Origin of the sequence: Caulobacter sp. UNC358MFTsu5.1 (assembly GCF_000712075.1) — a bacterium.
GTDB lineage: Bacteria > Pseudomonadota > Alphaproteobacteria > Caulobacterales > Caulobacteraceae > Caulobacter.
Genome location: NZ_JONW01000007.1, coordinates 474,257 through 494,622, shown reverse-complemented (window position 1 = coordinate 494,622; position 20,366 = coordinate 474,257). Strand labels below are relative to the sequence as shown.

General features: G+C 67.1%; 23 protein-coding genes and 2 tRNA genes. 3 read left to right on the top strand and 22 right to left on the bottom strand.

The genetic code is table 11. The annotated features are described in order from the left end of the window. Position 1 precedes the first annotated feature (1 nt). The 19 genes from nuoN to BR39_RS0114690 form a co-directional block, all read right to left on the bottom strand. Positions 2-1,453 carry an NADH-quinone oxidoreductase subunit NuoN gene (gene nuoN, locus BR39_RS0114780; protein WP_029913324.1) on the bottom strand — a complete coding sequence of 484 codons (1,452 nt, stop codon included), beginning with the start codon at positions 1,451-1,453 and terminating at the stop codon, positions 2-4. Between the two features lie 8 nt (positions 1,454-1,461). Further along, positions 1,462-2,946: an NADH-quinone oxidoreductase subunit M gene (locus BR39_RS0114775; protein ID WP_029913323.1), complete on the bottom strand. Its 1,485-nt coding sequence runs from the start codon at positions 2,944-2,946 to the stop codon at positions 1,462-1,464. 9 nt (positions 2,947-2,955) lie between these two features. Continuing rightward, entirely contained in the window at positions 2,956-5,046 is a 2,091-nt protein-coding gene (gene nuoL, locus BR39_RS0114770; protein WP_029913322.1) for an NADH-quinone oxidoreductase subunit L, read from the bottom strand. A gap of 5 nt (positions 5,047-5,051) precedes the next feature. Continuing rightward, positions 5,052-5,357: an NADH-quinone oxidoreductase subunit NuoK gene (gene nuoK, locus BR39_RS0114765; protein ID WP_029913321.1), complete on the bottom strand. Its 306-nt coding sequence runs from the start codon at positions 5,355-5,357 to the stop codon at positions 5,052-5,054. Further along, a complete protein-coding gene (locus BR39_RS0114760) occupies positions 5,354-5,971 on the bottom strand; it encodes an NADH-quinone oxidoreductase subunit J (protein ID WP_029913320.1) in 618 nt (205 codons plus the stop codon). Before BR39_RS0114760 ends, nuoK begins: the two co-directional genes overlap by 4 nt. Positions 5,972-6,054: 83 nt before the next feature. Beyond that, positions 6,055-6,546, bottom strand: a complete 492-nt coding sequence (gene nuoI / locus BR39_RS0114755; protein WP_019847591.1) for an NADH-quinone oxidoreductase subunit NuoI — start codon at positions 6,544-6,546, stop codon at positions 6,055-6,057. A gap of 10 nt (positions 6,547-6,556) precedes the next feature. Then, positions 6,557-6,766 (bottom strand): hypothetical protein, encoded by a 210-nt coding sequence (locus BR39_RS0114750; protein ID WP_029913318.1) that lies wholly within the window; start codon positions 6,764-6,766, stop codon positions 6,557-6,559. A 23-nt stretch (positions 6,767-6,789) separates the two neighbouring features. Continuing rightward, entirely contained in the window at positions 6,790-7,038 is a 249-nt protein-coding gene (locus BR39_RS0114745; RefSeq protein ID WP_029913316.1) for a hypothetical protein, read from the bottom strand. Continuing rightward, positions 7,035-8,105, bottom strand: a complete 1,071-nt coding sequence (nuoH, locus tag BR39_RS0114740) for an NADH-quinone oxidoreductase subunit NuoH (RefSeq protein WP_029913314.1) — start codon at positions 8,103-8,105, stop codon at positions 7,035-7,037. Before nuoH ends, BR39_RS0114745 begins: the two co-directional genes overlap by 4 nt. 4 nt (positions 8,106-8,109) lie before the next feature. Beyond that, positions 8,110-10,170, bottom strand: coding sequence for an NADH-quinone oxidoreductase subunit NuoG (gene nuoG / locus BR39_RS0114735; RefSeq protein ID WP_029913313.1), 2,061 nt, complete (start codon positions 10,168-10,170; stop codon positions 8,110-8,112). Positions 10,171-10,176: 6 nt separating this feature from the next. Then, the gene (nuoF, locus tag BR39_RS0114730) at positions 10,177-11,496 is read right to left on the bottom strand and encodes an NADH-quinone oxidoreductase subunit NuoF (RefSeq protein WP_029913311.1); all 1,320 of its coding nucleotides are present in this window, start codon (positions 11,494-11,496) and stop codon (positions 10,177-10,179) included. 3 nt (positions 11,497-11,499) lie between these two features. Beyond that, the gene (locus BR39_RS0114725; RefSeq protein ID WP_029913309.1) at positions 11,500-11,766 is read right to left on the bottom strand and encodes a hypothetical protein; all 267 of its coding nucleotides are present in this window, start codon (positions 11,764-11,766) and stop codon (positions 11,500-11,502) included. Continuing rightward, on the bottom strand, positions 11,763-11,993 hold the full coding sequence (locus BR39_RS0114720; RefSeq protein WP_029913307.1) for a hypothetical protein: 231 nt from the start codon (positions 11,991-11,993) through the stop codon (positions 11,763-11,765). Before BR39_RS0114720 ends, BR39_RS0114725 begins: the two co-directional genes overlap by 4 nt. Continuing rightward, the gene (gene nuoE / locus BR39_RS0114715) at positions 11,993-12,679 is read right to left on the bottom strand and encodes an NADH-quinone oxidoreductase subunit NuoE (protein ID WP_029913306.1); all 687 of its coding nucleotides are present in this window, start codon (positions 12,677-12,679) and stop codon (positions 11,993-11,995) included. The genes BR39_RS0114720 and nuoE overlap by 1 nt, the downstream gene beginning before the upstream one ends. Next, on the bottom strand, positions 12,676-13,008 hold the full coding sequence (locus BR39_RS0114710) for a nuclear transport factor 2 family protein (protein ID WP_029913304.1): 333 nt from the start codon (positions 13,006-13,008) through the stop codon (positions 12,676-12,678). The genes nuoE and BR39_RS0114710 overlap by 4 nt, the downstream gene beginning before the upstream one ends. Next, positions 13,005-14,255 (bottom strand): NADH-quinone oxidoreductase subunit D, encoded by a 1,251-nt coding sequence (locus BR39_RS0114705; protein ID WP_029913301.1) that lies wholly within the window; start codon positions 14,253-14,255, stop codon positions 13,005-13,007. Before BR39_RS0114705 ends, BR39_RS0114710 begins: the two co-directional genes overlap by 4 nt. 3 nt (positions 14,256-14,258) lie before the next feature. After that, positions 14,259-14,894, bottom strand: coding sequence for an NADH-quinone oxidoreductase subunit C (locus tag BR39_RS0114700; RefSeq protein ID WP_029913299.1), 636 nt, complete (start codon positions 14,892-14,894; stop codon positions 14,259-14,261). After that, positions 14,891-15,508 carry an NADH-quinone oxidoreductase subunit B family protein gene (locus BR39_RS0114695; protein ID WP_156035777.1) on the bottom strand — a complete coding sequence of 206 codons (618 nt, stop codon included), beginning with the start codon at positions 15,506-15,508 and terminating at the stop codon, positions 14,891-14,893. Before BR39_RS0114695 ends, BR39_RS0114700 begins: the two co-directional genes overlap by 4 nt. Beyond that, a complete protein-coding gene (locus tag BR39_RS0114690) occupies positions 15,478-15,855 on the bottom strand; it encodes an NADH-quinone oxidoreductase subunit A (RefSeq protein ID WP_029913296.1) in 378 nt (125 codons plus the stop codon). The genes BR39_RS0114695 and BR39_RS0114690 overlap by 31 nt, the downstream gene beginning before the upstream one ends. A 277-nt stretch (positions 15,856-16,132) precedes the next feature. Here BR39_RS0114690 and BR39_RS0114685 point away from each other — a divergent pair. After that, positions 16,133-16,209 (top strand) — tRNA-Asp (locus tag BR39_RS0114685). A 77-nt stretch (positions 16,210-16,286) separates the two neighbouring features. Next, a tRNA-Asp gene (locus BR39_RS0114680) sits at positions 16,287-16,363 on the top strand. 69 nt (positions 16,364-16,432) lie between these two features. On the opposite strand, the gene BR39_RS0114675 is transcribed toward BR39_RS0114680, so the two are convergent. Continuing rightward, positions 16,433-16,738, bottom strand: coding sequence for a UBP-type zinc finger domain-containing protein (locus tag BR39_RS0114675; RefSeq protein WP_029913294.1), 306 nt, complete (start codon positions 16,736-16,738; stop codon positions 16,433-16,435). A gap of 125 nt (positions 16,739-16,863) precedes the next feature. Between BR39_RS0114675 and BR39_RS0114670 the strand changes: the two genes are divergently transcribed. Beyond that, on the top strand, positions 16,864-17,880 hold the full coding sequence (locus tag BR39_RS0114670; protein WP_029913292.1) for an LLM class flavin-dependent oxidoreductase: 1,017 nt from the start codon (positions 16,864-16,866) through the stop codon (positions 17,878-17,880). Here BR39_RS0114670 and BR39_RS0114665 read toward each other — a convergent pair. Together BR39_RS0114665 and BR39_RS0114660 are read right to left on the bottom strand one after the other, a co-directional pair. Further along, positions 17,877-19,109, bottom strand: coding sequence for a glycosyltransferase family 1 protein (locus BR39_RS0114665; protein WP_029913290.1), 1,233 nt, complete (start codon positions 19,107-19,109; stop codon positions 17,877-17,879). The genes BR39_RS0114670 and BR39_RS0114665 overlap by 4 nt on opposite strands. Positions 19,110-19,392: 283 nt before the next feature. Beyond that, positions 19,393-20,274, bottom strand: coding sequence for an SPFH domain-containing protein (locus BR39_RS0114660; protein WP_029913288.1), 882 nt, complete (start codon positions 20,272-20,274; stop codon positions 19,393-19,395). Positions 20,275-20,366 lie beyond the last annotated feature (92 nt).

The following is a 20,366-nucleotide window of genomic DNA, read 5'->3' as shown; positions in this document are numbered from 1 at the left end:
GTCACGCGTGGCCAAAGGCCGCCGCGGCGGCCCTGGCGGCGGGGTCCAGCCAGATCAGCGCGACCAGCACGATCGGGAACGAGAACAGCGCCGCGGCGAAGCCCACCGCGCGGGCGGTCGGCTGCGGCTTGTCCACGCCGGCGACCGGCGCGTCGAACCACATCGTCTTGATCAGGCGCAGGTAGTAGAACGCCGCCACCACGCTGCCGACCAGGCCCAGCACAGCCGCCCATTGCAGCATGACGTCGCCCGAGCCCATGGCCGCGCCGAAGACGTAGAACTTGGCCCAGAAGCCCGAGAACGGCGGCAGGCCCAGGGCCGACAGCGAGAACGCGGTCATGGCCAGGGCGATGCCCGGACGCTCCTTCACCAGGCCCGCCATGTCCTCGATGGTCTCCATCGGCTTGCCGTCGCGCGACAGGGCCTGGAGGCAGGCGAAGAAGCCGGTGACGTCGACCATGTACAGCGTCATGAACAGCAGCATCGAGTGCAGGCCGGTCTCGCCGCCGGTCGCCACGCCCAGCAGGGCGTAGCCGACGTTGGCGATCGAGCTGTAGGCCCACAGGCGCTTGAGGTTGTTCTGGGCCAGGCCGGCGAAGGCGCCGACGAAGACCGACAGCAGCGCGGTGACCACCAGGATCTGGCGCCACTGGGCCACCGAGTCCGGGAAGGCGTCGCCCAGCACGCGGGCGAACATCATCATGGCGGCCAGCTTGGGCGCGGCGGCGAAGAAGCCGACGACCGGGGTCGGGGCGCCTTCGTAGACGTCCGGCGTCCACATGTGGAACGGCGCGGCCGAGACCTTGAACGCCAGGCCGCACAGCAGGAACACCAGGCCGAACAGCAGGCCCACGCCGTGCGCGCCATGGGCGACGGCGGCCCCGGCGGCGGCGATGTCGGCGAAGCGGGTGGAACCCGCGAAACCGTAGATGAGCGAAGCGCCGTACAGCAGCAGGCCCGACGACAGCGCGCCCAGCACGAAGTACTTCAGGCCCGCTTCCGACGACTTGGCGTCGTCGCGGCGGAAGGCGGCCAGGACGTACAGGGCCAGCGACTGCAGCTCGACGCCGATATAGAGGCTGATCAGGTCGCCGGCCGAGGCGGTGACGCCCATGCCCAGCGCCGACAGGACCACCAGCACGGCGAACTCGAACTTCTGGTCGCCGCGGACGGCCAGCCAGCGGTCGCCCAGGATGACGGCGATGGCGCTGAAGCCGTAGATCGCGACCTTGGCGTAGGTGGCCGCGGCGTCGGCGGCGTAGACGCCGTTGAAGGCGTGGCCGTGCGGTCCGACCACGGCGGCGACCGCCGCGCCCAGCAAGGCCAGGACGGCCGCGCCGTTGAACAGCGGCGTGACCTTGCCGTGGAAGGCGCCCCAGACCAGCAGAACCAGGGCCGAGAGGCCCAGGATCACTTCGGGGAGAACGAGGGAGAAGTTGGCGGCGAACGTCATGGGGTCCCTCACCCGCCCACGGCGGCGCGCCAGGCGCCGACGAGCCCGTCGACGGACGACGCGGTCAGGTTGAACACAAGATTGGGGTAAACGCCGAGCACCAGGGTGCCGATGATCAGCGGGGCGAAGATCAGGATCTCGCGCTTGTCGAGGTCGGTGATGTCCTTGAGCTCGGGATTGACGATCTCGCCGAACATCACGCGACGGTACAGGTTCAGGGCGTAGACCGCCGAGAAGATGACGCCCGAGGCCGCCACCAGCGCCGTCCAGGTCGAGGCCTGGTAGGTGCCGGTCATGGTCAGGATCTCGCCGACGAAGCCCGAGGTGCCCGGCAGGCCGACATTGCCCATGGTGAAGAGCATGAAGACGGCCGCGTACCAGGGCATGCGGTTGGTGAGGCCGCCGTAGAAGGCGATCTCGCGGGTGTGCATGCGGTCATAGACCACGCCGACGCAGAGGAAGAGCGCGCCCGAGATCAGGCCGTGGCTCAGCATCTGGAAGATCGCGCCCTGCTCGCCGGCGGCGTTGCCCGAGAAGATGCCCATGGTCACGAAGCCCATGTGGGCGACGGACGAATAGGCGATCAGCTTCTTGATGTCGGTCTGACGGAAGGCGACCAGCGAAGTGTAGACGATGGCGATGGCCGACAGGGCGAACACCAGCGGCTGGAACAGCTCCGAGGCGTTGGGGAACATCGGCAGGCTGAAGCGCAGGAAGCCGTAACCGCCCATCTTCAGCAGGATGCCCGCCAGGATCACCGAACCGGCCGTCGGGGCCTCGACGTGGGCGTCGGGCAGCCAGGTGTGGACCGGCCACATCGGCATCTTGACCGCGAAGCTGGCGAAGAAGGCCAGCCACAGCCAGGTCTGCAGCCACGGGGCGAACTTGAAGACCATCAGCGCCGGGATCGACGAGGTGTGGGCGATCGAGATCATCGACAGGATCGCGGCCAGCATCAGCACCGAGCCGAGCAGCGTGTAGAGGAAAAACTTGTAGGCCGCGTAGACCCGGCGCTTGCCGCCCCAGATGCCGATGATCAGGAACATCGGAACCAGGCCGCCCTCGAAGAAGAGGTAGAACAGGATCAGGTCCAGGGCGCAGAACACGCCGATCACCAGGGTCTCGAGGACCAGGAAGCAGATCAGGTATTCGACCACCCGCTTCTCGACCGACTTCCAGCCGGCGATGATGCAGATCGGCAGCAGGAAGGTCGTCAGCAGGACGAACAGGATCGAGATCCCGTCCACGCCCATGCGGTAGTGCAGACCCGCGAACCAGCTGACGTCTTCCACGAACTGGAAGCCCGGGTCCTTGGCGTCGAACTGGGCGACCAGCACGACCGACAGGGCGAAGGTGACCAGGGTGGTCGCCAGGGCGATCCACTTGGCCAGGTTGTCCGTCTTGGCGTTGTCGCCGTGCAGGGCGCGGGCGCCGAGCAGCAGGACCACGCCGACGAGCGGGGCGAAGGTGGTGAGGCTGAGAAGGCCGGTCATCGATCTTCCCTAGTGGAAGCGGAACAGGGCGTAGGCCAGGAGCCCGGCGACACCGAGCAGCATGACGAACGCATAGTGGTAGAGGTAGCCGGACTGCAGCTTGCCGGTCCGACGGCCGACGTCGTAGCTGACGGCGCTGACGCCGTCGGGTCCGAAGCCGTCGATCAGCTTCTGGTCGCCGCCCTTCCAGAACAGGTCGCCGAGGAACTTGGTCAAGCGCACGAAGGTGGCCTGGTACAGCTCGTCGAAGAACCACTTGTTGTAGAAGAAGACGTACAGCGGGCCGTTGCGCGCCGCGAGCTTCTCGCCCAGGCGCTCGTCGCCCTTCACCAGATAGACCCAGACCGCGATCAGCAGGCCGACGATCGAGGCGATCAGCGGGCTGTACTTCACCAGCTCCGAAACCTCGTGGGCCTCGTGCAGCACGTGGTTGGTCGGGGCGTTGACGATCGCGCCGCGCCAGAACTCCTGCTGGTGGTGGCCCACGAAGAAGTCGTTGAAGAAGAAGCCGGCGAACACCGCGCCGATCGACAGCACGACCAGCGGGAACAGCATCACCCACGGGCTCTCGTGCGGCTTGTGATCATGGCCGTGGCCATGGTCGTCGTGCGCGTCCGGAAGCGGCTCGTCGTGGGTTTCGGCGTGGGCGTGGTCGTCATGGCCATGGGCGTCGTGCGCGTCATGCCCATGGTCGGCGGCGTGATGATCGTCGTGGCCCCAGCGGGCCTTGCCGTTGAAGGTGAAGAAGGCCAGGCGCCAGGAGTAGAACGAGGTCAGGCCCGCCACGATCACGCCGATCACGCCGGCGAACAGCGCGATGCCGTTGTGCTGGCCGGCGGCGAACGCCACCTCGATGATGGTGTCCTTCGAGTAGAAGCCGGCGAAGCCCAGGTGCAGCGGCGGGATGCCCAGGCCCGTGATGGCGATCGTGCCGATCGTCATGGCCAGGAAGGTCACCGGCAGCAGCTTGGCCAGGGCGCCGTAGCGGCGCATGTCCTGCTCGTGGTGCATGCCGTGGATCACCGAACCGGCGCCCAGGAACAGCAGCGCCTTGAAGAAGGCGTGGGTGAACAGGTGGAACATCGCCGCCTGGTAGGCGCCGACGCCGGCCGCGAAGAACATGTAGCCCAGCTGCGAACAGGTCGAGTAGGCGATCACCCGCTTGATGTCGTTCTGGGTCAGGCCGACGGTCGCGGCGAACAGGGCCGTGACCGCGCCGATCACCGTGACGATGTTCTTGGCGACTGGCGCGTATTCGAACATCGGCGACAGCAGGCACAGCATGTAGACGCCGGCGGTGACCATGGTCGCCGCGTGGATCAGGGCCGAGACCGGGGTCGGGCCTTCCATGGCGTCCGGCAGCCAGGTGTGCAGGAAGAACTGCGCCGACTTGCCCATCGCGCCGATGAACAGCAGGAAGCAGGCGATGTCGACCAGCGGGAAGGTGTGGCCCGCGAACTCCCAGGTGCGCGAAGCGCCGGCGGCGATCTGCGGGAAGATCTCGTGGAACTGGATCGAACCGAACGCCCAGTAGGTGGTCATGATGCCCAGGGCGAAACCGAAGTCGCCCACGCGGTTCACGACGAAGGCCTTGATGGCCGCGCTGCTGGCCGAGGCCTTCTTGAACCAGAAGCCGATCAGCAGGTACGAGGCCAGGCCCACCCCTTCCCAGCCGAAGAACAGCTGCATGAAGTCGGCGGCGGTGACCAGGGCCAGCATGGCGAAGGTGAACAGCGACAGGTACGCGAAGAAGCGCGGCTTGCTGTCGTCCTCGGCCATGTAGCCCCAGGAATAGATGTGCACGAGGGCCGAGACCGTCGTCACCACGATCAGCATCACGCTCGACAGCGCGTCGATGCGGATGGACCAGTTGGAGACGAAGTTGCCCACGTGGATGAAGGGCAGCAGGTTGACCGTGAAGGCCTCCATGTGCCCCCAGGTCCACTGGCTGAACGTGTACCAGCCCAGGGCGCAGCTGAGGATGAGCGCGCCCGTGGTGATCGCCTGCGAGGCGACGTTGCCGATGCGGCGGCCGAAGAGGCCGGCGACGATCGCGGCGACCAGCGGCGCGAGGACGAGGATGGTGACGAGAGTCTGCACTGCGATCAGCCCTTCATCACGCTGGCGTCGTCGACGGCGATGTCACCGCGGTTACGGAAGAACGTCACCAGGATCGCCAGGCCGACGGCCGCTTCGGCCGCGGCCACGGTCAGCACGAACATGGCGAAGACCTGCCCCACCACGTCATGCAGGAAGACCGAGAAGGCCACCAGGTTGATGTTCACCGCCAGCAGGATCAGCTCGATCGACATCAGGATGACGATGATGTTCTTGCGGTTCACGAAGATGCCGAAGACGCCGATCGTGAACAGGATGGCGGCGACGACGAGATAGTGAGACAGGCCGATCATTCGCTGATCCCCTCGCCCGGCTTGATTTGCACCAGTTCCATCCCGGTCTTGGGCGTGCGGGCGTTCTGCTTGCCGATGTTCTGGCGCTTGACGCCCGGCTTGTGACGCAGGGTCAGGACGATGGCGCCGATCATGGCCACCAGCAGCACCAGGCCCGCCAGTTGGAAGAAGAAGACGTAGTCGGTGTAGAGCACCCGGCCGATCGCCTCGGTGTTCGGCACGCCGACCGGCGAGGCCAGGGGCTCGGCGTTCTTGCCGGCCGCGCCGCCGGCGACGACCGAGGCCGCCACCATGATCATCTCGATCGTCAGCACGCCGCCGACCAGGCCGCCGATCGGCAGGTACTGGGCGAAGCCCTGCCGCAGCTCGGCGAAGTCCACGTCGAGCATCATCACGACGAACAGGAACAGCACCGCGACCGCGCCCACATAGACGACGATCAGCAGCATCGCGAGGAACTCCGCGCCCATCAGGACGAAGAGGCCCGCGGCCGAGAAGAAGGCGGTGATCAGGAAGAGCACCGAGTGCACGGGGTTCTTGGCCGAGACGACGAGAAGACCCGCCACCACGGTCGCTACCGCGAGCAAATAGAAAGCTATCGCCGGCAAGGCCATTGGCCCAGGTGCTCCCTCAAAAACCATAAAACAACGACGGGTCGGGGGACCGGTCGCTTACCCTCTGAATCGCGCCCCGTCCTTTAGCGGTAGGGCGCGTCCAACTCCAGATTCTTCGCGATCAGCCGTTCCCAACGGTCGCCGTTGTCGAGCAGCTTTTCCTTGTCGTAGTAGAGCTCTTCGCGCGTCTCGACCGCGAACTCGATGTTCGGGCCCTCGACGATGGCGTCCACCGGGCAGGCCTCCTGGCACAGGCCGCAGTAGATGCACTTGACCATGTCGATGTCGTAGCGGGTCGTGCGGCGGCTGCCGTCGTCGCGCGGCTCGGCCTCGATGGTGATGGCCTGGGCCGGGCAGATGGCCTCGCACAGCTTGCAGGCGATGCAGCGCTCTTCGCCCGACGGATAGCGGCGTAGGGCGTGCTCGCCGCGGAAACGGGGCGACTGCGGGCCGCGCTCGTTCGGATAGATCACCGTCTTCTTCGGCGCGAGCATGTACTTCATGCCCAGGCCGAAGGCGCCCGCGAAGTCGAGCAGGGCCACGCCCTTGACCGCCTGTGTGATGCGCTGGAACACCAGAGCTCTCCTAACACTTCTCTTTTGGGAGGGGACGTACGTCCCTGCCCGCTTCGACCTGTTCCCGGCGGATGGACTGCCGGATCACGCATTCCTTGGTCTTGGCCTCGGCTTGCCGCCGCGCCTCGACCTGTTCGTCCATGGAGCCGGTCCGTGGCGGCGGAAGGCCGCGCGGGTGCTCCAAGCCGGCGCATCCGGACAGGACGATCAAGGCGATCATTCCGGTCCAGCGCGCCTTCCGCGTCATTTTCCGCCCTTCGGAATGACGCAGGTGTAGTTCGAAAGCTGAGCGGGGTCGCCCCCCTCCTGCTTGGCTTCGATCTTGCCGCCGTCGGCGGCGCATCGCTCGCTGTCGCGCCGCAGCTGGTCGTAGGAGACCGTGCCGCGCCCCAGCGAATAGGACGTCTTGGCCGGCGCCGCGCCGTCGGTGGCGCAGCCGGCCAGGGCCAGACCCAGCGCGGTCAGCGCCAGGTATGTCCCCTTCCCGATCACCCCTGTATCCCGAAGATGCGCCAAGCCGAAACCAGCAGCACCAGCACCAGCGACATCGGCAGGAAGACCTTCCAGCCCAGCCGCATCAGCTGGTCGTAGCGGTAGCGGGGCACGATGGCCTTGGCCATGGCGATCATGAAGAACCAGAAGACGATCTTGGCGAAGAACACCAGGGCCAGGAACAGATTGGCCAGGAACAGCGGCCAGCTGGCCAGGAAGCCCGTCGGGAAGCCCGGGTTCCAGCCGCCGAAGAACAGGACGCTGATCATCGCGCACATCAGGACGATGTTCGAATATTCGGCGACCATGAACAGCAGGTACGGGGTCGAGCTGTACTCGACCTGATAACCGGCCACGAGTTCGGATTCGGCTTCGGGCAGGTCGAACGGCGGGCGGTTGGTCTCGGCCAGGGCCGAGATGAAGAACATGCCCATGGCGATGACCATGACCGGGATCAGGACCAGGTTGTGCAGGCCGCCGCCGAAGACGTTCCAGTTCCAGATCCAGCCCGACTGCTTCTCGACGATGGTCGACAGGTTCATCGAACCGGCCAGCAGGATCACCGTGATGATGATCAGACCGATCGAGACTTCGTACGACACCATCTGCGCCGCCGAGCGCAGCGCGCCCAGGAACGGGTACTTCGAGTTCGAAGCCCAGCCGCCCATGATGATGCCGTAGACGCCCAGCGAGCTCATCGCCAGCAGGTACAGGATGCCGACGTTGAGGTTGGAGACCACCCAGCCCGGCGCGAACGGCACCACGGCCCAGCCCACGAAGGCCAGGACCAGGCTCAGCAGCGGGGCCAGCAGGAAGATCACCTTGTCGGCGCCGGCCGGGATGATGATCTCCTTCAGCACGAACTTGAAGAAGTCGGCGAAGGACTGCAGCAGGCCGAACGGACCCACCACGTTGGGGCCCTTGCGCATCTGCACGCCGGCCCAGATCTTGCGGTCGGCCAGCAGCAGGAACGCCAGGCTCAGCAGCACCCAGATCACGACCAGCAGGATCCCGCCGGTCGTCAGCAGGGTCCAGGTCACCGCGGGGTTCGAGAAGAATTCGCTCACCGGCCTACTCCGCCGCGATCTTGGCGGCGCCCGAAGCCGTGGCCGCGCATTCGGCCATGGTCACGCTGGCGCGCGCGATGGGGTTGGTCAGGTGGAAGGCCTTGATCGGGCTTTCGAACGGAGCGTCCGACAGCTCGCCCGCGCCGCCCAGGCCCGACAGGTCGAACGACGTCGCCACCGAACCCGGGGCGTAGTCGATCTGGCCAAAGGTGGGGTGCTCGGCGAACAGCTTGGCGCGCAGCTGGTCCAGGCTGTCGTAGGGCAGCTTGGCGCCCAGGTGCTCGGACAGGGCCCGCAGGATCGACCAGTCTTCCTTGGCCTCGCCCTTCGGGAACACCGCGCGCTCGCCCATCTGGACGCGGCCTTCGGTGTTCACATACAGGCCGTTCTTCTCGGTGTAGGCCGCGCCCGGCAGGATGACGTCGGCCTTGTGGGCGCCGTTGTCGCCGTGGGTGCCCAGATAGACCTTGAAGGCGTCCGAGGCGGCGGTCTCGCACTCGTCGGCGCCCAGCAGGAACAGCACGTCCAGCGCGCCCGGCTTCAGCATGTCCGCCGTCGACAGGCCGCCCTCGCCCGGGACGAAGCCCAGGTCCAGGCCGGCCACGCGCGCCGCGGCGGTGTGCAGCACGTTCCAGCCGTTCCAGCCGTCGCGCACGACGCCGAAGGTCTTGGCCACGGCGGCGGCGGCCTTCAGCACGGCGGCGCCGTCGGCGCGGCTCAGCGCGCCCTGGCCGATGATGATGGCCGGACGCTCGGCGTTCTTCAGGGCCGTGACGAAGTCGTTCTTGGCCTTGGCCAGGCCCGACAGGGTCTTGGTCCCGGCGCCCAGGTAGTCGTAGTCGAAGGTCAGGTCGGCCTGTTCGCCGATCACGCCGAAGCGGGTCTTGCCGGCGATCCACTGCTTGCGGAAGCGGGCGTTCAGGACCGGGGCCTCGAGGCGCGGATTGGCGCCGACGAACAGCACCACGTCGGCGTTCTCGACGCCGGCGATGGTCGAGTTGAACAACCAGCTTTCGCGCGGGCCGGCGCCCAGGGCCGAGCCGTCCTGGCGGGCGTCCAGGTTCTTCACGCCCAGGGCGGTGAAGAGGTCCTTGGTGGCCTTCAGGCTCTCGGCGTCCTGCAGGTCGCCGGCGATGACGCCGACGCGCTCCGGCTTGGCGGCCTTGATCTTGGCGGCGACGGCGGCGAAGGCCTGGGCCCACGAGGCCGGCTGCAGCTTGCCGCCGACGCGGACGTACGGGCGGTCCAGGCGCTGACGCTGCAGGCCGTCGACGGCGTAGCGCGTCTTGTCGCTGATCCACTCCTCGTTGACGTCCTCGTTGACGCGCGGCAGCACGCGGAGCACCGCGGCGCCGCGGGCGTCGACGCGGATGGCGGAGCCCAGGGCGTCCATGACGTCCACGCTCTCGGTCTTCTTCAGCTCCCAGGGCCGCGCCTCGAAGGCGTAGGGCTTGGAGGTCAGGGCGCCGACCGGGCACAGGTCGATGACGTTGGCGCTCAGCTCCGACGTCACCGCCGCGCCCAGATAGGTCGTGATTTCAACGTCTTCGCCGCGCGAGATCAGACCGATCTCCGGCGAGCCGGCCACCTCGGTGATGAAGCGGACGCAGCGCGTGCACTGGATGCAGCGGGTCATCACGGTCTTGATGAGCGGGCCCATGGCCTTCTCTTCGACCGCGCGCTTGTTCTCTTCGTAACGGCTGTCGTCGCGGCCATAGCCCATGGCCTGGTCCTGCAGGTCGCACTCGCCGCCCTGGTCGCAGATCGGGCAATCCAGCGGGTGGTTGATGAGCAGGAACTCCATCACCCCTTCGCGGGCCTTCTTGACCATCGGGGTCTTGGTGAAGATCTCCTGGCCCTCGGCGGCCGGCAGGGCGCACGACGCCTGCGGCTTCGGCGGACCGGGCTTCACCTCGACCAGGCACATGCGGCAGTTGCCGGCGATGCTCAGACGCTCGTGATAGCAGAAACGCGGGATCTCTTCCCCGGCCAGCTCCGCCACCTGCAGAACCGTCATGCCGGGCTCGAACTCGACCTCGACGCCGTTGACCTTGGCGATTGCCATAATCGTTTACTCCGCCGCGATCAGCTTGGCGCCCTGCACGTGCAGGCGACCGCTACGATAGGATGCGATCCGGTCCTCCACCTCGTGGCGGAAGTGACGGAACAGGCCCTGGATCGGCCAGGCGGCCGCGTCGCCCAGGGCGCAGATGGTGTGACCCTCGACCTGGGTCGTGACGTCCAGCAGGGTGTCGATCTCTTTCGGATCGGCCTCGCCGGTGGCCATGCGCTCCATGACCCGCCACATCCAGCCGGTGCCTTCGCGGCACGGCGTGCACTGGCCGCAGCTCTCGTGCTTGTAGAAGTACGACAGGCGGGCGATGGCGCGGACCAGGTCGGTGGACTTGTCCATGACGATGACCGCGGCGGTGCCCAGGCCCGACTTCAGGTTCCGCAGGGCGTCGAAGTCCATCGGCAGGTCTTCGCACTGCTCGGCGGGGATCATCGGCACCGACGATCCGCCCGGGATCACGGCCTTCAGATTGCCCCAGCCGCCGCGGATGCCGCCGCAGTGGTCTTCCATCAGCTGACGGAAGGGGATGCTCATGGCTTCTTCGACGTTGCAGGGCAGGTTCACGTGGCCTGAGACGCAGAACAGCTTGGTGCCGGCGTTGTTCGGACGACCGAAGCCGGCGAACCACGACGCGCCGCGACGCAGGATCGTGCCGGCGACGGCGATCGACTCGACGTTGTTGACCGTGGTCGGCATGCCGTAGAGGCCCGCGCCGGCCGGGAACGGCGGCTTCAGGCGCGGCTGCCCCTTCTTGCCTTCCAGGCTTTCCAGCAAGGCCGTCTCTTCGCCGCAGATATAGGCGCCGGCGCCGTGGTGGACGTAGAGCTCGAAGTCCCAGCCGTGGACGTTGTTCTTGCCGATCAGCTTGGCCTCGTAGGCCTGCTTGATGGCGGCTTCCAGCACTTCGCGTTCACGGACGTATTCGCCGCGGATGTAGATGTAGCAGGCGTGGGCCAGCATGGCGCGCGAGGCGATCAGGCAGCCCTCGATCAGGAGGTGCGGGTCATGCCGCATGATCTCCCGGTCCTTGCAGGTGCCCGGCTCGGACTCGTCGGCGTTGACGACCAGGTAGTGCGGACGGCCGTCCTTCACTTCCTTGGGCATGAACGACCACTTCAGGCCGGTGCCGAAGCCCGCCCCGCCCCGGCCGCGCAGGCCGGAGTTCTTCATGTTGTCGATAATCCAGTCGCGCCCGGCGTCCAGGATGTCCTTGGTGCCATTCCAGCAGCCGCGCTTCTTCGCGCCCTCGAGGCCCCAATCCTGGAGACCGTAGAGGTTCGTGAAGATGCGGTCCTTGTCTTCGAGGATACCGACCATGACTCAGCTTTGCGGATCGAATGGATGGGCGCGCACATAGCGCGTCCGACGAATGATGACATAGGCGAAAAGCGACCAGGCGGCGCCTATCACCAGGAAAGCGACGGGAACGGCCCAGGCGGGCGCCCCCTGGCCCATTCGGCCCCAGATCAGGAGCAGGGCTCCGACAAGGGAGCCCAGCAGGCCCGCGATGCGCTCGTTGCGGTAAAGACCCCGGATGGTCCTCACATAGGCCACGCGCTTGGCCAGGAGTTCGGAATCGTCGGTCACGACGCCCTGCCCTCCTCGTCCTGCTTGGCGGCCTTCATCCAGCCCAGGATGAACCAGATCTGCGCGCCCAGGCCCACGGCGATGGCGCCGATGAACACCGGCGCCAGCCAGCCCTGTTCGAAAGCGACGTAGCCAATGATCGCCGCACCGGCCAGCACGAAGCAGACCGCGTCGATGGCGAACATCGCGGTCAGTCGCTTCTTCTGGATGGCGTCGGCGTGTTGCATCAGGCCGTCGGCTCCGTCTTCGGCGCTTTCTTCGGCTTTTCGGGCAGGTTCGGGATCTTGATCTTCTTGGCCGCCGAGCCGTCGTACAGCTTCGGATCGGTCAGGGTCTGGATCTTGCCCTTGGGCTCCGACGCGCCGCGGCCTTCGTAGCTGCCCGGCTTGGGCGACTTGCCGGCGGCGAAATCGTCGAGGATCTGGGCCAGGCTCTCCGGCGTCAGGTCCTCGTAATAGTAGTCGTTGATGGCGGCCATCGGCGCGTTGCAGCAGGCGCCCAGGCACTCGACTTCTTCCCAGCTGAACTTGCCGTCGGCCGAAACCTCATGGGCCTCGCCGATCTTGGCCTTCAGCACGGCCTTCAGGTCCAGCGCGCCGCGCAGCTGGCACGGCGTGGTGCCGCACAGCTGGACGAAGGCCACCTTGCCGACCGGCTGCAGCTGGAACATCACGTAGAAGGTGGCGACCTCCAGCACGCGGATGACCGGCATCTGCAGCTGCTTGGCGATCTCCTGGATGGCGGGCTCGGACACCCAGCCTTCCTGCTTCTGGGCCAGCCACAGCATCGGGATCACCGCCGACTGCTTACGCTCTGCGGGGTACTTGGCCTTCCACCAGTCGGCCTTGGCCTGGCTGTCCTTCGAGAAGGCGAAGCTAGCGGGTTGCTCTTTAGCGAGACGACGAACGCTCATCGGGCGAAATCCACGCGGGCGATCTTGTCGCCCCTGAAGGTGTAGATGGCGGCGACCTGGAACGGCGCGTCGCCGTTGCCGCGATCGACGTGCTCGTGGTCGATCACGTTCGAGCCGACCACGATGCGGTTGAGGAGCTTGGCCTTGTTGTTCGGGAACTGCGCGAACGCGGCCTCGTACCAGGCGCGATAGGCCTCGATGCCCGTGCGCGCCACGTCGCCGTTCAGGCCGGCGACCACGACGTCGTCGGTGAAGTGGGCGCAGTGGGCGTCCAGGTCCTGGGCGTTGTAGGCGTCCAGCTGGGCCTGAGCGATGTCGACCAGGCTCACCGGTCCACCTCGCCGAACACGATGTCGAGCGAGCCCAGGATGGCCGAGACGTCGGCCAGCTGGTGGCCGCGGTTCATCCAGTCCATGGCGGCCAGGTGCGAGAAGCCCGGAGCCTTGATCTTGCAGCGGTACGGCTTGTTAGTGCCGTTGCTGACCACATAGACGCCGAACTCGCCCTTGGGCGCCTCGACGGCCGCGTAGACCTCGCCTTCCGGCGTGCGGAAGCCTTCGGTGTAGAGCTTGAAGTGGTGGATCAGGGCTTCCATCGACCGCTTCATCTCGGCGCGGCGCGGCGGAGCCACCTTGTTGTCCTCGGTCATCACCGGGCCAGGCGTGGCGCGCAGCATGGCGACGGCCTGCAGGATGATCTTGGTCGACTCGCGCATCTCCTGCATGCGGCAGAGATAGCGATCGTAGCAGTCGCCGTTCTTGCCCAGCGGAATGTCGAACTCGAAGTCGTTGTAGTTCTCGTAGGGCTGGCTGCGGCGCAGGTCCCAGGCCAGGCCCGAACCGCGCACCATCACACCCGAGAAGCCCCAGGCCAGCGCGTCTTCCTTGGTCACCACGCCGATGTCGACGTTGCGCTGCTTGAAGATGCGGTTGTCGGTGATCAGGCCTTCGATGTCGTCGCAGATCTTGGGGAAGGCCTTCGCCCAGGTCTCGATGTCGTCGACCAGCGACGGGGTCAGATCCTGGTGGACGCCGCCCGGACGGAAATAGTTGGCGTGCAGGCGAGCGCCGCAGGCGCGCTCGTAGAACACCATCAGCTTCTCACGCTCCTCGAAGCCCCAGAGCGGCGGCGTCAGGGCGCCGACGTCCATGGCCTGGGTCGTCACGTTCAGCAGGTGGTTCAGGATGCGGCCGATCTCGCAGAACAGCACGCGCACGATCTGGCCGCGCTTAGGCACTTCAACGCCCAGCAGCTTCTCGATGGCCAGGCAGAACGCGTGTTCCTGGTTCATCGGCGCCACGTAGTCGAGGCGGTCGAAGTACGGGATGTTCTGGAGGTAGGTGCGGGCCTCCATCAGCTTCTCGGTGCCGCGATGCAGCAGGCCGATGTGCGGATCGACGCGCTCGACGATCTCGCCGTCCAGCTCCAGCACCAGGCGCAGCACGCCGTGCGCGGCCGGGTGCTGCGGGCCGAAGTTGATGTTGAACTTGCGGACCGGGGTTTCCGGCACGGCCGGCAGCGACGGCGCGTCATGGAAGAAGTCGGTCGCGGCGGCGGGGGAATTGGAACCAGTCATGACTTACTTCCCAGCCTTCTCGTCGCCCGGCAGGGCGTACTTGGCGCCCTCCCACGGGGACAGGAAGTCGAACGCACGGAACTCGGTGATCTTCACGGGCTCGTAGACCACGCGCTTCAGCTCGTCGTCGTAGCGGACCTCGACATAGCCCGTCATCGGGAAGTCCTTCCGCAGCGGGTGGCCGTGGAAGCCGTAGTCGGTGAGGATCCGGCGCAGGTCGGGGTGACCGTCGAAGAAGATCCCGTACATGTCGAAGGCTTCGCGCTCGAACCAGTCGGCCACCGGAAACACCGGGGTCGCGCTGGGGACAGCGGTGTCCTCGTCGGTCTGGACCTTGAAGCGCACGCGATGGTTCTTCACCAGCGACAGCAGGTGGTAGACCACGTCGAAACGACGCTCGCGCTCCGGATAGTCGACGCCCGTCAGGTCCACCAGCTGGTGGAAGCGGTAGTCGGGGTGGTCGCGCAGGAAGGTCAGCGCCTGGACGACGCGATTGGCCGGGCCCAGCAGGTTCAGCTCGCCGAACGCCACGTGGAACGCGGTGATCGCGCCCGCCGAATTGGCGACGATGGCCTGACCCAGGGATTCCAGGGGCGACAGGGCCGGGACTTCGGCCTCGGTGGCGGTCACGTCGGTCATCGCTCGATTGTCCCCGTGCGACGGATCTTCTTCTGGAGCTGCAGCACGCCGTAGACCAGGGCCTCGGCGGTGGGCGGGCAGCCGGGAACATAGATGTCGATCGGCACCACGCGGTCGCAGCCGCGCACGACGCTGTAGCTGTAGTAGTAGTAGCCGCCGCCGTTGGCGCAGCTGCCCATCGAGATGACGTAGCGGGGCTCGGGCATCTGGTCGTAGACCTTGCGCAGAGCCGGGGCCATCTTGTTGGTCAGCGTGCCGGCGACGATCATCACGTCGGACTGGCGCGGGCTGGCGCGCGGCGCGAAGCCGTAGCGCTCCAGGTCGTAGCGCGGCATGGCCGAGTGCATCATCTCGACGGCGCAGCACGCCAGGCCGAACGTCATCCACATCAGGCTGCCGGTGCGGGCCCAGGTGATCAGGTCGTCGGCGGCCGCCGTGACGAAGCCCTTGTCGGCCAGCTGGCCCGACAGGCCGTCGAAATAGGGGTCGTGCAGCTTGGGGTCATAGCCCTGCACCGTCGACCGCGCGGCGGAACCGGCGGGAACCAGGGGCGAGCTCGGGGCCGCGCCGGTGGGGGGAACGATCACTCCCATTCGAGGGCGCCCTTCTTCCATTCGTAGATGAAGCCGACGGTCAGAACGCCCAGGAAGACCATCATCGACCAGAAGGCGAAAGCGGCCACGTCGTGCGGCAGCTTCATCAGCGAAACGGCCCACGGGAACAGGAAGGCCACTTCCAGGTCGAAGATGATGAACAGGATCGAGACCAGATAGAACCGGACGTCGAACTTCATGCGCGCGTCGTCGAAAGCGTTGAAGCCGCATTCGTAGGCGGACAGCTTTTCAGGGTCCGGCGCCTTGGGGGCGAGCACCGCGGCCGCGAGGATGAAGACGATGCCGATGACCGCCGCGATCCCTAGGAAGATCACGATCGGCAGATACTGGAGAAGGAAGGCGTTCATGACAGCCCTTGGCTTGAATCGAGCGGGTTGTAGCTCAGTGTCGCCAAGGCTTCAAACGCCTCGGACACATTGAGAAACGGTCGCAACTAGGTCTCCCCTTACCTAACGTCGATCTGCCGGATACAGGCCGGCCGGCGCGCCGATCCACACGAAATCGCGGCCGCTCCGGCGACGTTTGATCTCTTCTTCGATATGGCCGTTGACACGAGTCTTCGCCCGACATATCAGACGCCCCTCGCCGAACGGCGGGTCGCACTTCGCTTCGGCGGAGCCAGATGCGGATGTAGCTCAGTTGGTTAGAGCGCCGGCCTGTCACGCCGGAGGTCGCGGGTTCAAGTCCCGTCATTCGCGCCACCTTCCCTGAAGTTGGCCGCACCCACCGCCAGTTTGGCTTACGGAACGACCGCGCCGGACACTTGTTCGCGCCCGACGCGGATGTAGCTCAGTTGGTTAGAGCGCCGGCCTGTCACGCCGGAGGTCGCGGGTTCAAGTCCCGTCATTCGCGCCACTTCCCTTCGTCCTCGACACGAAAATCCAAATCCCGCCCCTGGCCCCCCGTCCAGGGATTCGCCGCGTCTCAATAGAATCGCGGAATCGGTCCCGGATGCGGGGTCGGCTGATCGAACTCGAAGAACTCCTCGTCGACATAGCACCAGCCCCAGCCCTCCGGCGGGTCGTAGCCCTCGATGATCGGGTGGCCCGTGGCCTTGAAATGCTTGGTGGCGTGCTTGTTCTTCGACTGGTCGCAGCAGCCGACGTGCCCGCAGGTCCGGCAAAGACGCAGATGCAGCCAGGCGTCGCCCGTCTTCAGGCACTCCTCGCAACCGGCCGTTCCGGGCGTCACGTCCTGGATCTGTTCCAGATGGGTGCACTTCAACGCCATGAGCCTCTCCGTTCGCCGCCCGGGCGGCGCGATTGTCCATGGCGATTCCTGCGCCGATCGCCACGTCGACGCTAGTACGAACCGGTCGCCTTGAGGTTCGCCTCCCGCGTTCCGATCTAGCGTGCATGTCGCACGCTCATCCCCTGCCCTTTTCCGTCCTCGACCTGGCCCCCGTCCCGCAAGGGACCGGCGTCGGCCAGGCCCTCCACAACAGCCTGGACCTGGCCCGCCACGCCGAACAGTTGGGCTATCACCGCTACTGGCTGGCCGAGCATCACAACATGCCGGGAATCGCCAGCGCCGCGACCGCCGTGGTCATCGGCCACGTGGCGGCCGGGACCTCGACGATCCGGGTCGGTTCGGGCGGAGTGATGCTGCCCAACCACGCGCCGCTGATGGTGGCCGAGGCCTTCGGCACCCTGGCCGCCTTGTATCCCGGCCGCATCGATCTGGGCCTGGGCCGCGCGCCGGGCACCGACCAGGCCACCATGCGGGCCCTACGCCGCTACATGGGCGCGGTCGACAGCTTCGCCCAGGACGTCGTCGAACTGCAAGCCTGGTTCAAGCCCGCCCAGCCGGGCCAGGCCGTGCGCGCCGTGCCCGGCGAGGGCCAGGACGTACCGCTGTGGCTGCTGGGCTCCAGCACCTACAGCGCCCAGCTGGCCGCCGCCCTGGGCCTGCCGTTCGCCTTCGCGGCCCACTTCGCCCCCGACCAGCTGATGGAGGCCATCGCCATCTATCGGCGGACCTTCAAGCCGTCGGAAGCCTTGGCCCAGCCCTATGTGCTGGTCTGTATCGGCGTCTGCGCGGCCGACACCGACGAGGAGGCCCGCCGCCTGTTCACGTCCAGCCAGCAGCAGTTCGTGGCGCTGAGGCGCGGCAATCCCGGCCTGCTGCCGCCGCCGGTCGACGACATCCGCGACGTCGCCTCGGAATCGGAGATCGCGGGCCTGGACCACACCTTCCGCTATTCGGCGATCGGCTCGCCCGAAACGGTCCGTGCCAAGATCCAGAAGGTGCTGGACGCCACCGGCGCCGACGAGCTGATGGCCGCCTCGCAGATTCACGACCACGCCGCGCGGAAACGGTCCTACGAGATTCTGGCCGACGTGCGCGGCCGCCTCACGCAGGCCGCGGCCTAGTTCCAGCCGATCGTTTCGAGGACCGGCTGTTCCGCGTCCTCGAACGCGGCGCAGCCGGTCAGGCGGCCGTAGATCGCCGACAGCTTGCGGAACACCGGGTCCCAGCCGTGCCGCAGCTCGGCCCGCAGGCGGGCGGCCTGGCCCAGGGCCACCATGTCGCGCGCGAACACCGACTCCACCGCCTCGGCGAAGGCGCGGGCTTCCGAGGCCGTGGCCAGGGCGCCGACGGTCTCGTCCACGGACTCGGCCACGCCGCCGGCCGCCACGCCGATCACCGGCAGACCGCAGGCCATGGCCTCCAGCACGATCAGGCCGAAGGGTTCGTTGTCGTTGGCGTGGACGAAGGCGTCGCAGCCGGCCAGCACGGCGGCCAGGCTCTGCGGGTCGCGCTGATAGTCCATGCAGATCACCCGGTCGCTGGACGGCGCGCCGCCGCCGGCGCCCACGAACAGCAGCACATACGGGTCGCCCAGGCGCTCGACCGCCTCGACCAGGACGTCCAGCTTCTTCTCGCGGGCAGGACGGCCGGCGAACACCAGGATGCGATGGCGGCTGGTCAGGCCCAGGCGCCGGCGCAGGGCCTCGCGGTCGCCGCGATGGGGATTGAAGATCTCGGTGTCGACGCCCAGCGGCAGGCCGATCGCGTCCTTGACGCCGGCCTCGATCAGCCGGCCGGCGATGAACTGGCTGGGAGCCACGGCCTGGTCGAACTGGCTGTAGATCGCCGCCCAGCGCTTCTGGACCGGCTTCTCGGCCCACTCGCCGATGTGCAACGCGGCCAGGGCGCCGAGATCGGTATGGCAGAAGCCCACGACGGGCACGCCCAGGGCGTCGCCGGCCTTCAGGGCGGCCAGGCCGGGCGTGTACGGATCACCGGCCTCGATGATGTCGGGGCGTTGGCGGATCAGCCGCTCCATCCAGGCGTTCTTGACCACGGGCCAGCGATAGCCGTCGCCGAACGGCAGCGGCGCCGCGTAGATCGAAACCCGTCCGTGCCCGTCGTGCGCGTCGCGCGGACCGGGCACGACCAGGGTGTGGCGCACCTGCGGCCGATTCGCCGCGATCCAGGTCCGCTTCGAGTTCAGATAGCGGCGCACGCCGCCGCTGCGGGGCGCGTACAGCATGGTGGTGTCGACCAGCCTGATCGGCTTTCCGCCGGACCGGACCGCCTTGAACTGGGGGTCTTCCGCCTCGCCGAACGTCGAGAGCTGATCAAACCTCAAATCCATCACGCCGGAACCTCGCTTGTCAGCCGCGTCCGTCGTGACGGTCGCAGAGCCTTAAGACACTCACGGGGACGGAGGTTCCTCCGAAGCTGAACCGGTGTCCAGCGCTCGCAGCACGCCACGTCGCGAGAGGGCCTCGCGCAGTAGCATTTCGACCTGGGCGTTCACGCTACGCAGTTCGGCCGCCGCGAGGGTTTCGACGGCGGCCAGCACATCGGGTCGCACACGCATCAGAAACGCACGACGACCGCCTTTCGGCGACTCTGGGGGGGACGCAGGCACCGGATCAGCCGTAGAGCGTGCCGGTGTTGACCACGGGCTGGGCCTCCCGGTCGGCGCAGAGCACCACCAGCAGGTTCGAGACCATCGCCGCCCGCCGCTCGTCGTCCAGGACGACGACGTCGCGCTCGCTCAGCTGCTGCAGGGCGTGTTCGACCATGCCGACCGCCCCGGCGACGATCGTGCGGCGGGCCGCCAGCACCGCCTCGGCCTGCTGGCGCTTGAGCATCGAGCCGGCGATCTCGGGCGCATAGGCCAGGTGCATCAGGTGCGCCTCGTCGATCGCCACCCCGGCCACGGCGATGCGGGTGCGCAGGTCCTTCTCCAGGCGGTCGCCCACATGGGCGGCGTCGGCCCGCAGGGTGGGCTCGCCGCTGTCGTCGTGGTCGTAGGCGTAGTGCGAGGCGGTCTCGCGCAGGCCGGTCTCGATCTGGATGTTCACGAAGGTCACGTAGTCGTCGACGTCGAACAGGGCCTGGGCGGTGTCCGACACGCGCCAGACGATGTTGGCGGCGATCTCGATCGGGTTGCCGCGCTTGTCGTTGACCTTCAGCGTCTCGCTGGTGACGTTGCGCACCCGCAGGCTGATCTTCTTGCGGCCGTACCAGGGCAGCACCCAGCGCAGGCCGGTCCGGCGGTCGGTGCCGACATAGGTCCCGAACAGGGTGACCACATAGGCCTCGTTCGGCTGCAGCGAGTAGAAGCCGCAGCTGGTCAGCAGGAACAGCACGATCAGCCCCGCCCCGCCCAGGACGCCGGGAGGCCCGCCCAGCTTGAAGCACCAGACGGCGGCGATCAGCATCAGGGGAAGCGACAGCAGCGGCAGCCCGCCGCCGATCCCGCCAAAGGCGCGTTCGGTCGATCGGTTGATACTCGGCGCGTCGGACATGGAGCCCTCCAGGGTTGATGGCAAAGTGATATCACTTTGATTGCTTATGGCAAGGCTCGGCCCGACCGCGTACGCAGGGGGCGCGGATATGG

What these genes read in the sequence shown, in the direction of transcription:
- nuoN (WP_029913324.1), bottom strand. Translation starts at nt 1,453, where the DNA reads ATGACGTTCGCCGCCAACTTCTCCCTCGTTCTCCCCGAAGTGATCCTG.
- BR39_RS0114775 (WP_029913323.1), bottom strand. Translation starts at nt 2,946, where the DNA reads ATGACCGGCCTTCTCAGCCTCACCACCTTCGCCCCGCTCGTCGGCGTG.
- nuoK (WP_029913321.1), bottom strand. Translation starts at nt 5,357, where the DNA reads ATGATCGGCCTGTCTCACTATCTCGTCGTCGCCGCCATCCTGTTCACG.
- BR39_RS0114760 (WP_029913320.1), bottom strand. Translation starts at nt 5,971, where the DNA reads ATGGCCTTGCCGGCGATAGCTTTCTATTTGCTCGCGGTAGCGACCGTG.
- BR39_RS0114750 (WP_029913318.1), bottom strand. Translation starts at nt 6,766, where the DNA reads ATGATCGCCTTGATCGTCCTGTCCGGATGCGCCGGCTTGGAGCACCCG.
- nuoG (WP_029913313.1), bottom strand. Translation starts at nt 10,170, where the DNA reads ATGGCAATCGCCAAGGTCAACGGCGTCGAGGTCGAGTTCGAGCCCGGC.
- nuoF (WP_029913311.1), bottom strand. Translation starts at nt 11,496, where the DNA reads ATGGTCGGTATCCTCGAAGACAAGGACCGCATCTTCACGAACCTCTAC.
- BR39_RS0114720 (WP_029913307.1), bottom strand. Translation starts at nt 11,993, where the DNA reads ATGCAACACGCCGACGCCATCCAGAAGAAGCGACTGACCGCGATGTTC.
- nuoE (WP_029913306.1), bottom strand. Translation starts at nt 12,679, where the DNA reads ATGAGCGTTCGTCGTCTCGCTAAAGAGCAACCCGCTAGCTTCGCCTTC.
- BR39_RS0114705 (WP_029913301.1), bottom strand. Translation starts at nt 14,255, where the DNA reads ATGACTGGTTCCAATTCCCCCGCCGCCGCGACCGACTTCTTCCATGAC.
- BR39_RS0114700 (WP_029913299.1), bottom strand. Translation starts at nt 14,894, where the DNA reads ATGACCGACGTGACCGCCACCGAGGCCGAAGTCCCGGCCCTGTCGCCC.
- BR39_RS0114695 (WP_156035777.1), bottom strand. Translation starts at nt 15,508, where the DNA reads ATGGAAGAAGGGCGCCCTCGAATGGGAGTGATCGTTCCCCCCACCGGC.
- BR39_RS0114690 (WP_029913296.1), bottom strand. Translation starts at nt 15,855, where the DNA reads ATGAACGCCTTCCTTCTCCAGTATCTGCCGATCGTGATCTTCCTAGGG.
- BR39_RS0114675 (WP_029913294.1), bottom strand. Translation starts at nt 16,738, where the DNA reads ATGGCGTTGAAGTGCACCCATCTGGAACAGATCCAGGACGTGACGCCC.
- BR39_RS0114670 (WP_029913292.1), top strand. Translation starts at nt 16,864, where the DNA reads ATGTCGCACGCTCATCCCCTGCCCTTTTCCGTCCTCGACCTGGCCCCC.
- BR39_RS0114665 (WP_029913290.1), bottom strand. Translation starts at nt 19,109, where the DNA reads ATGGATTTGAGGTTTGATCAGCTCTCGACGTTCGGCGAGGCGGAAGAC.
- BR39_RS0114660 (WP_029913288.1), bottom strand. Translation starts at nt 20,274, where the DNA reads ATGTCCGACGCGCCGAGTATCAACCGATCGACCGAACGCGCCTTTGGC.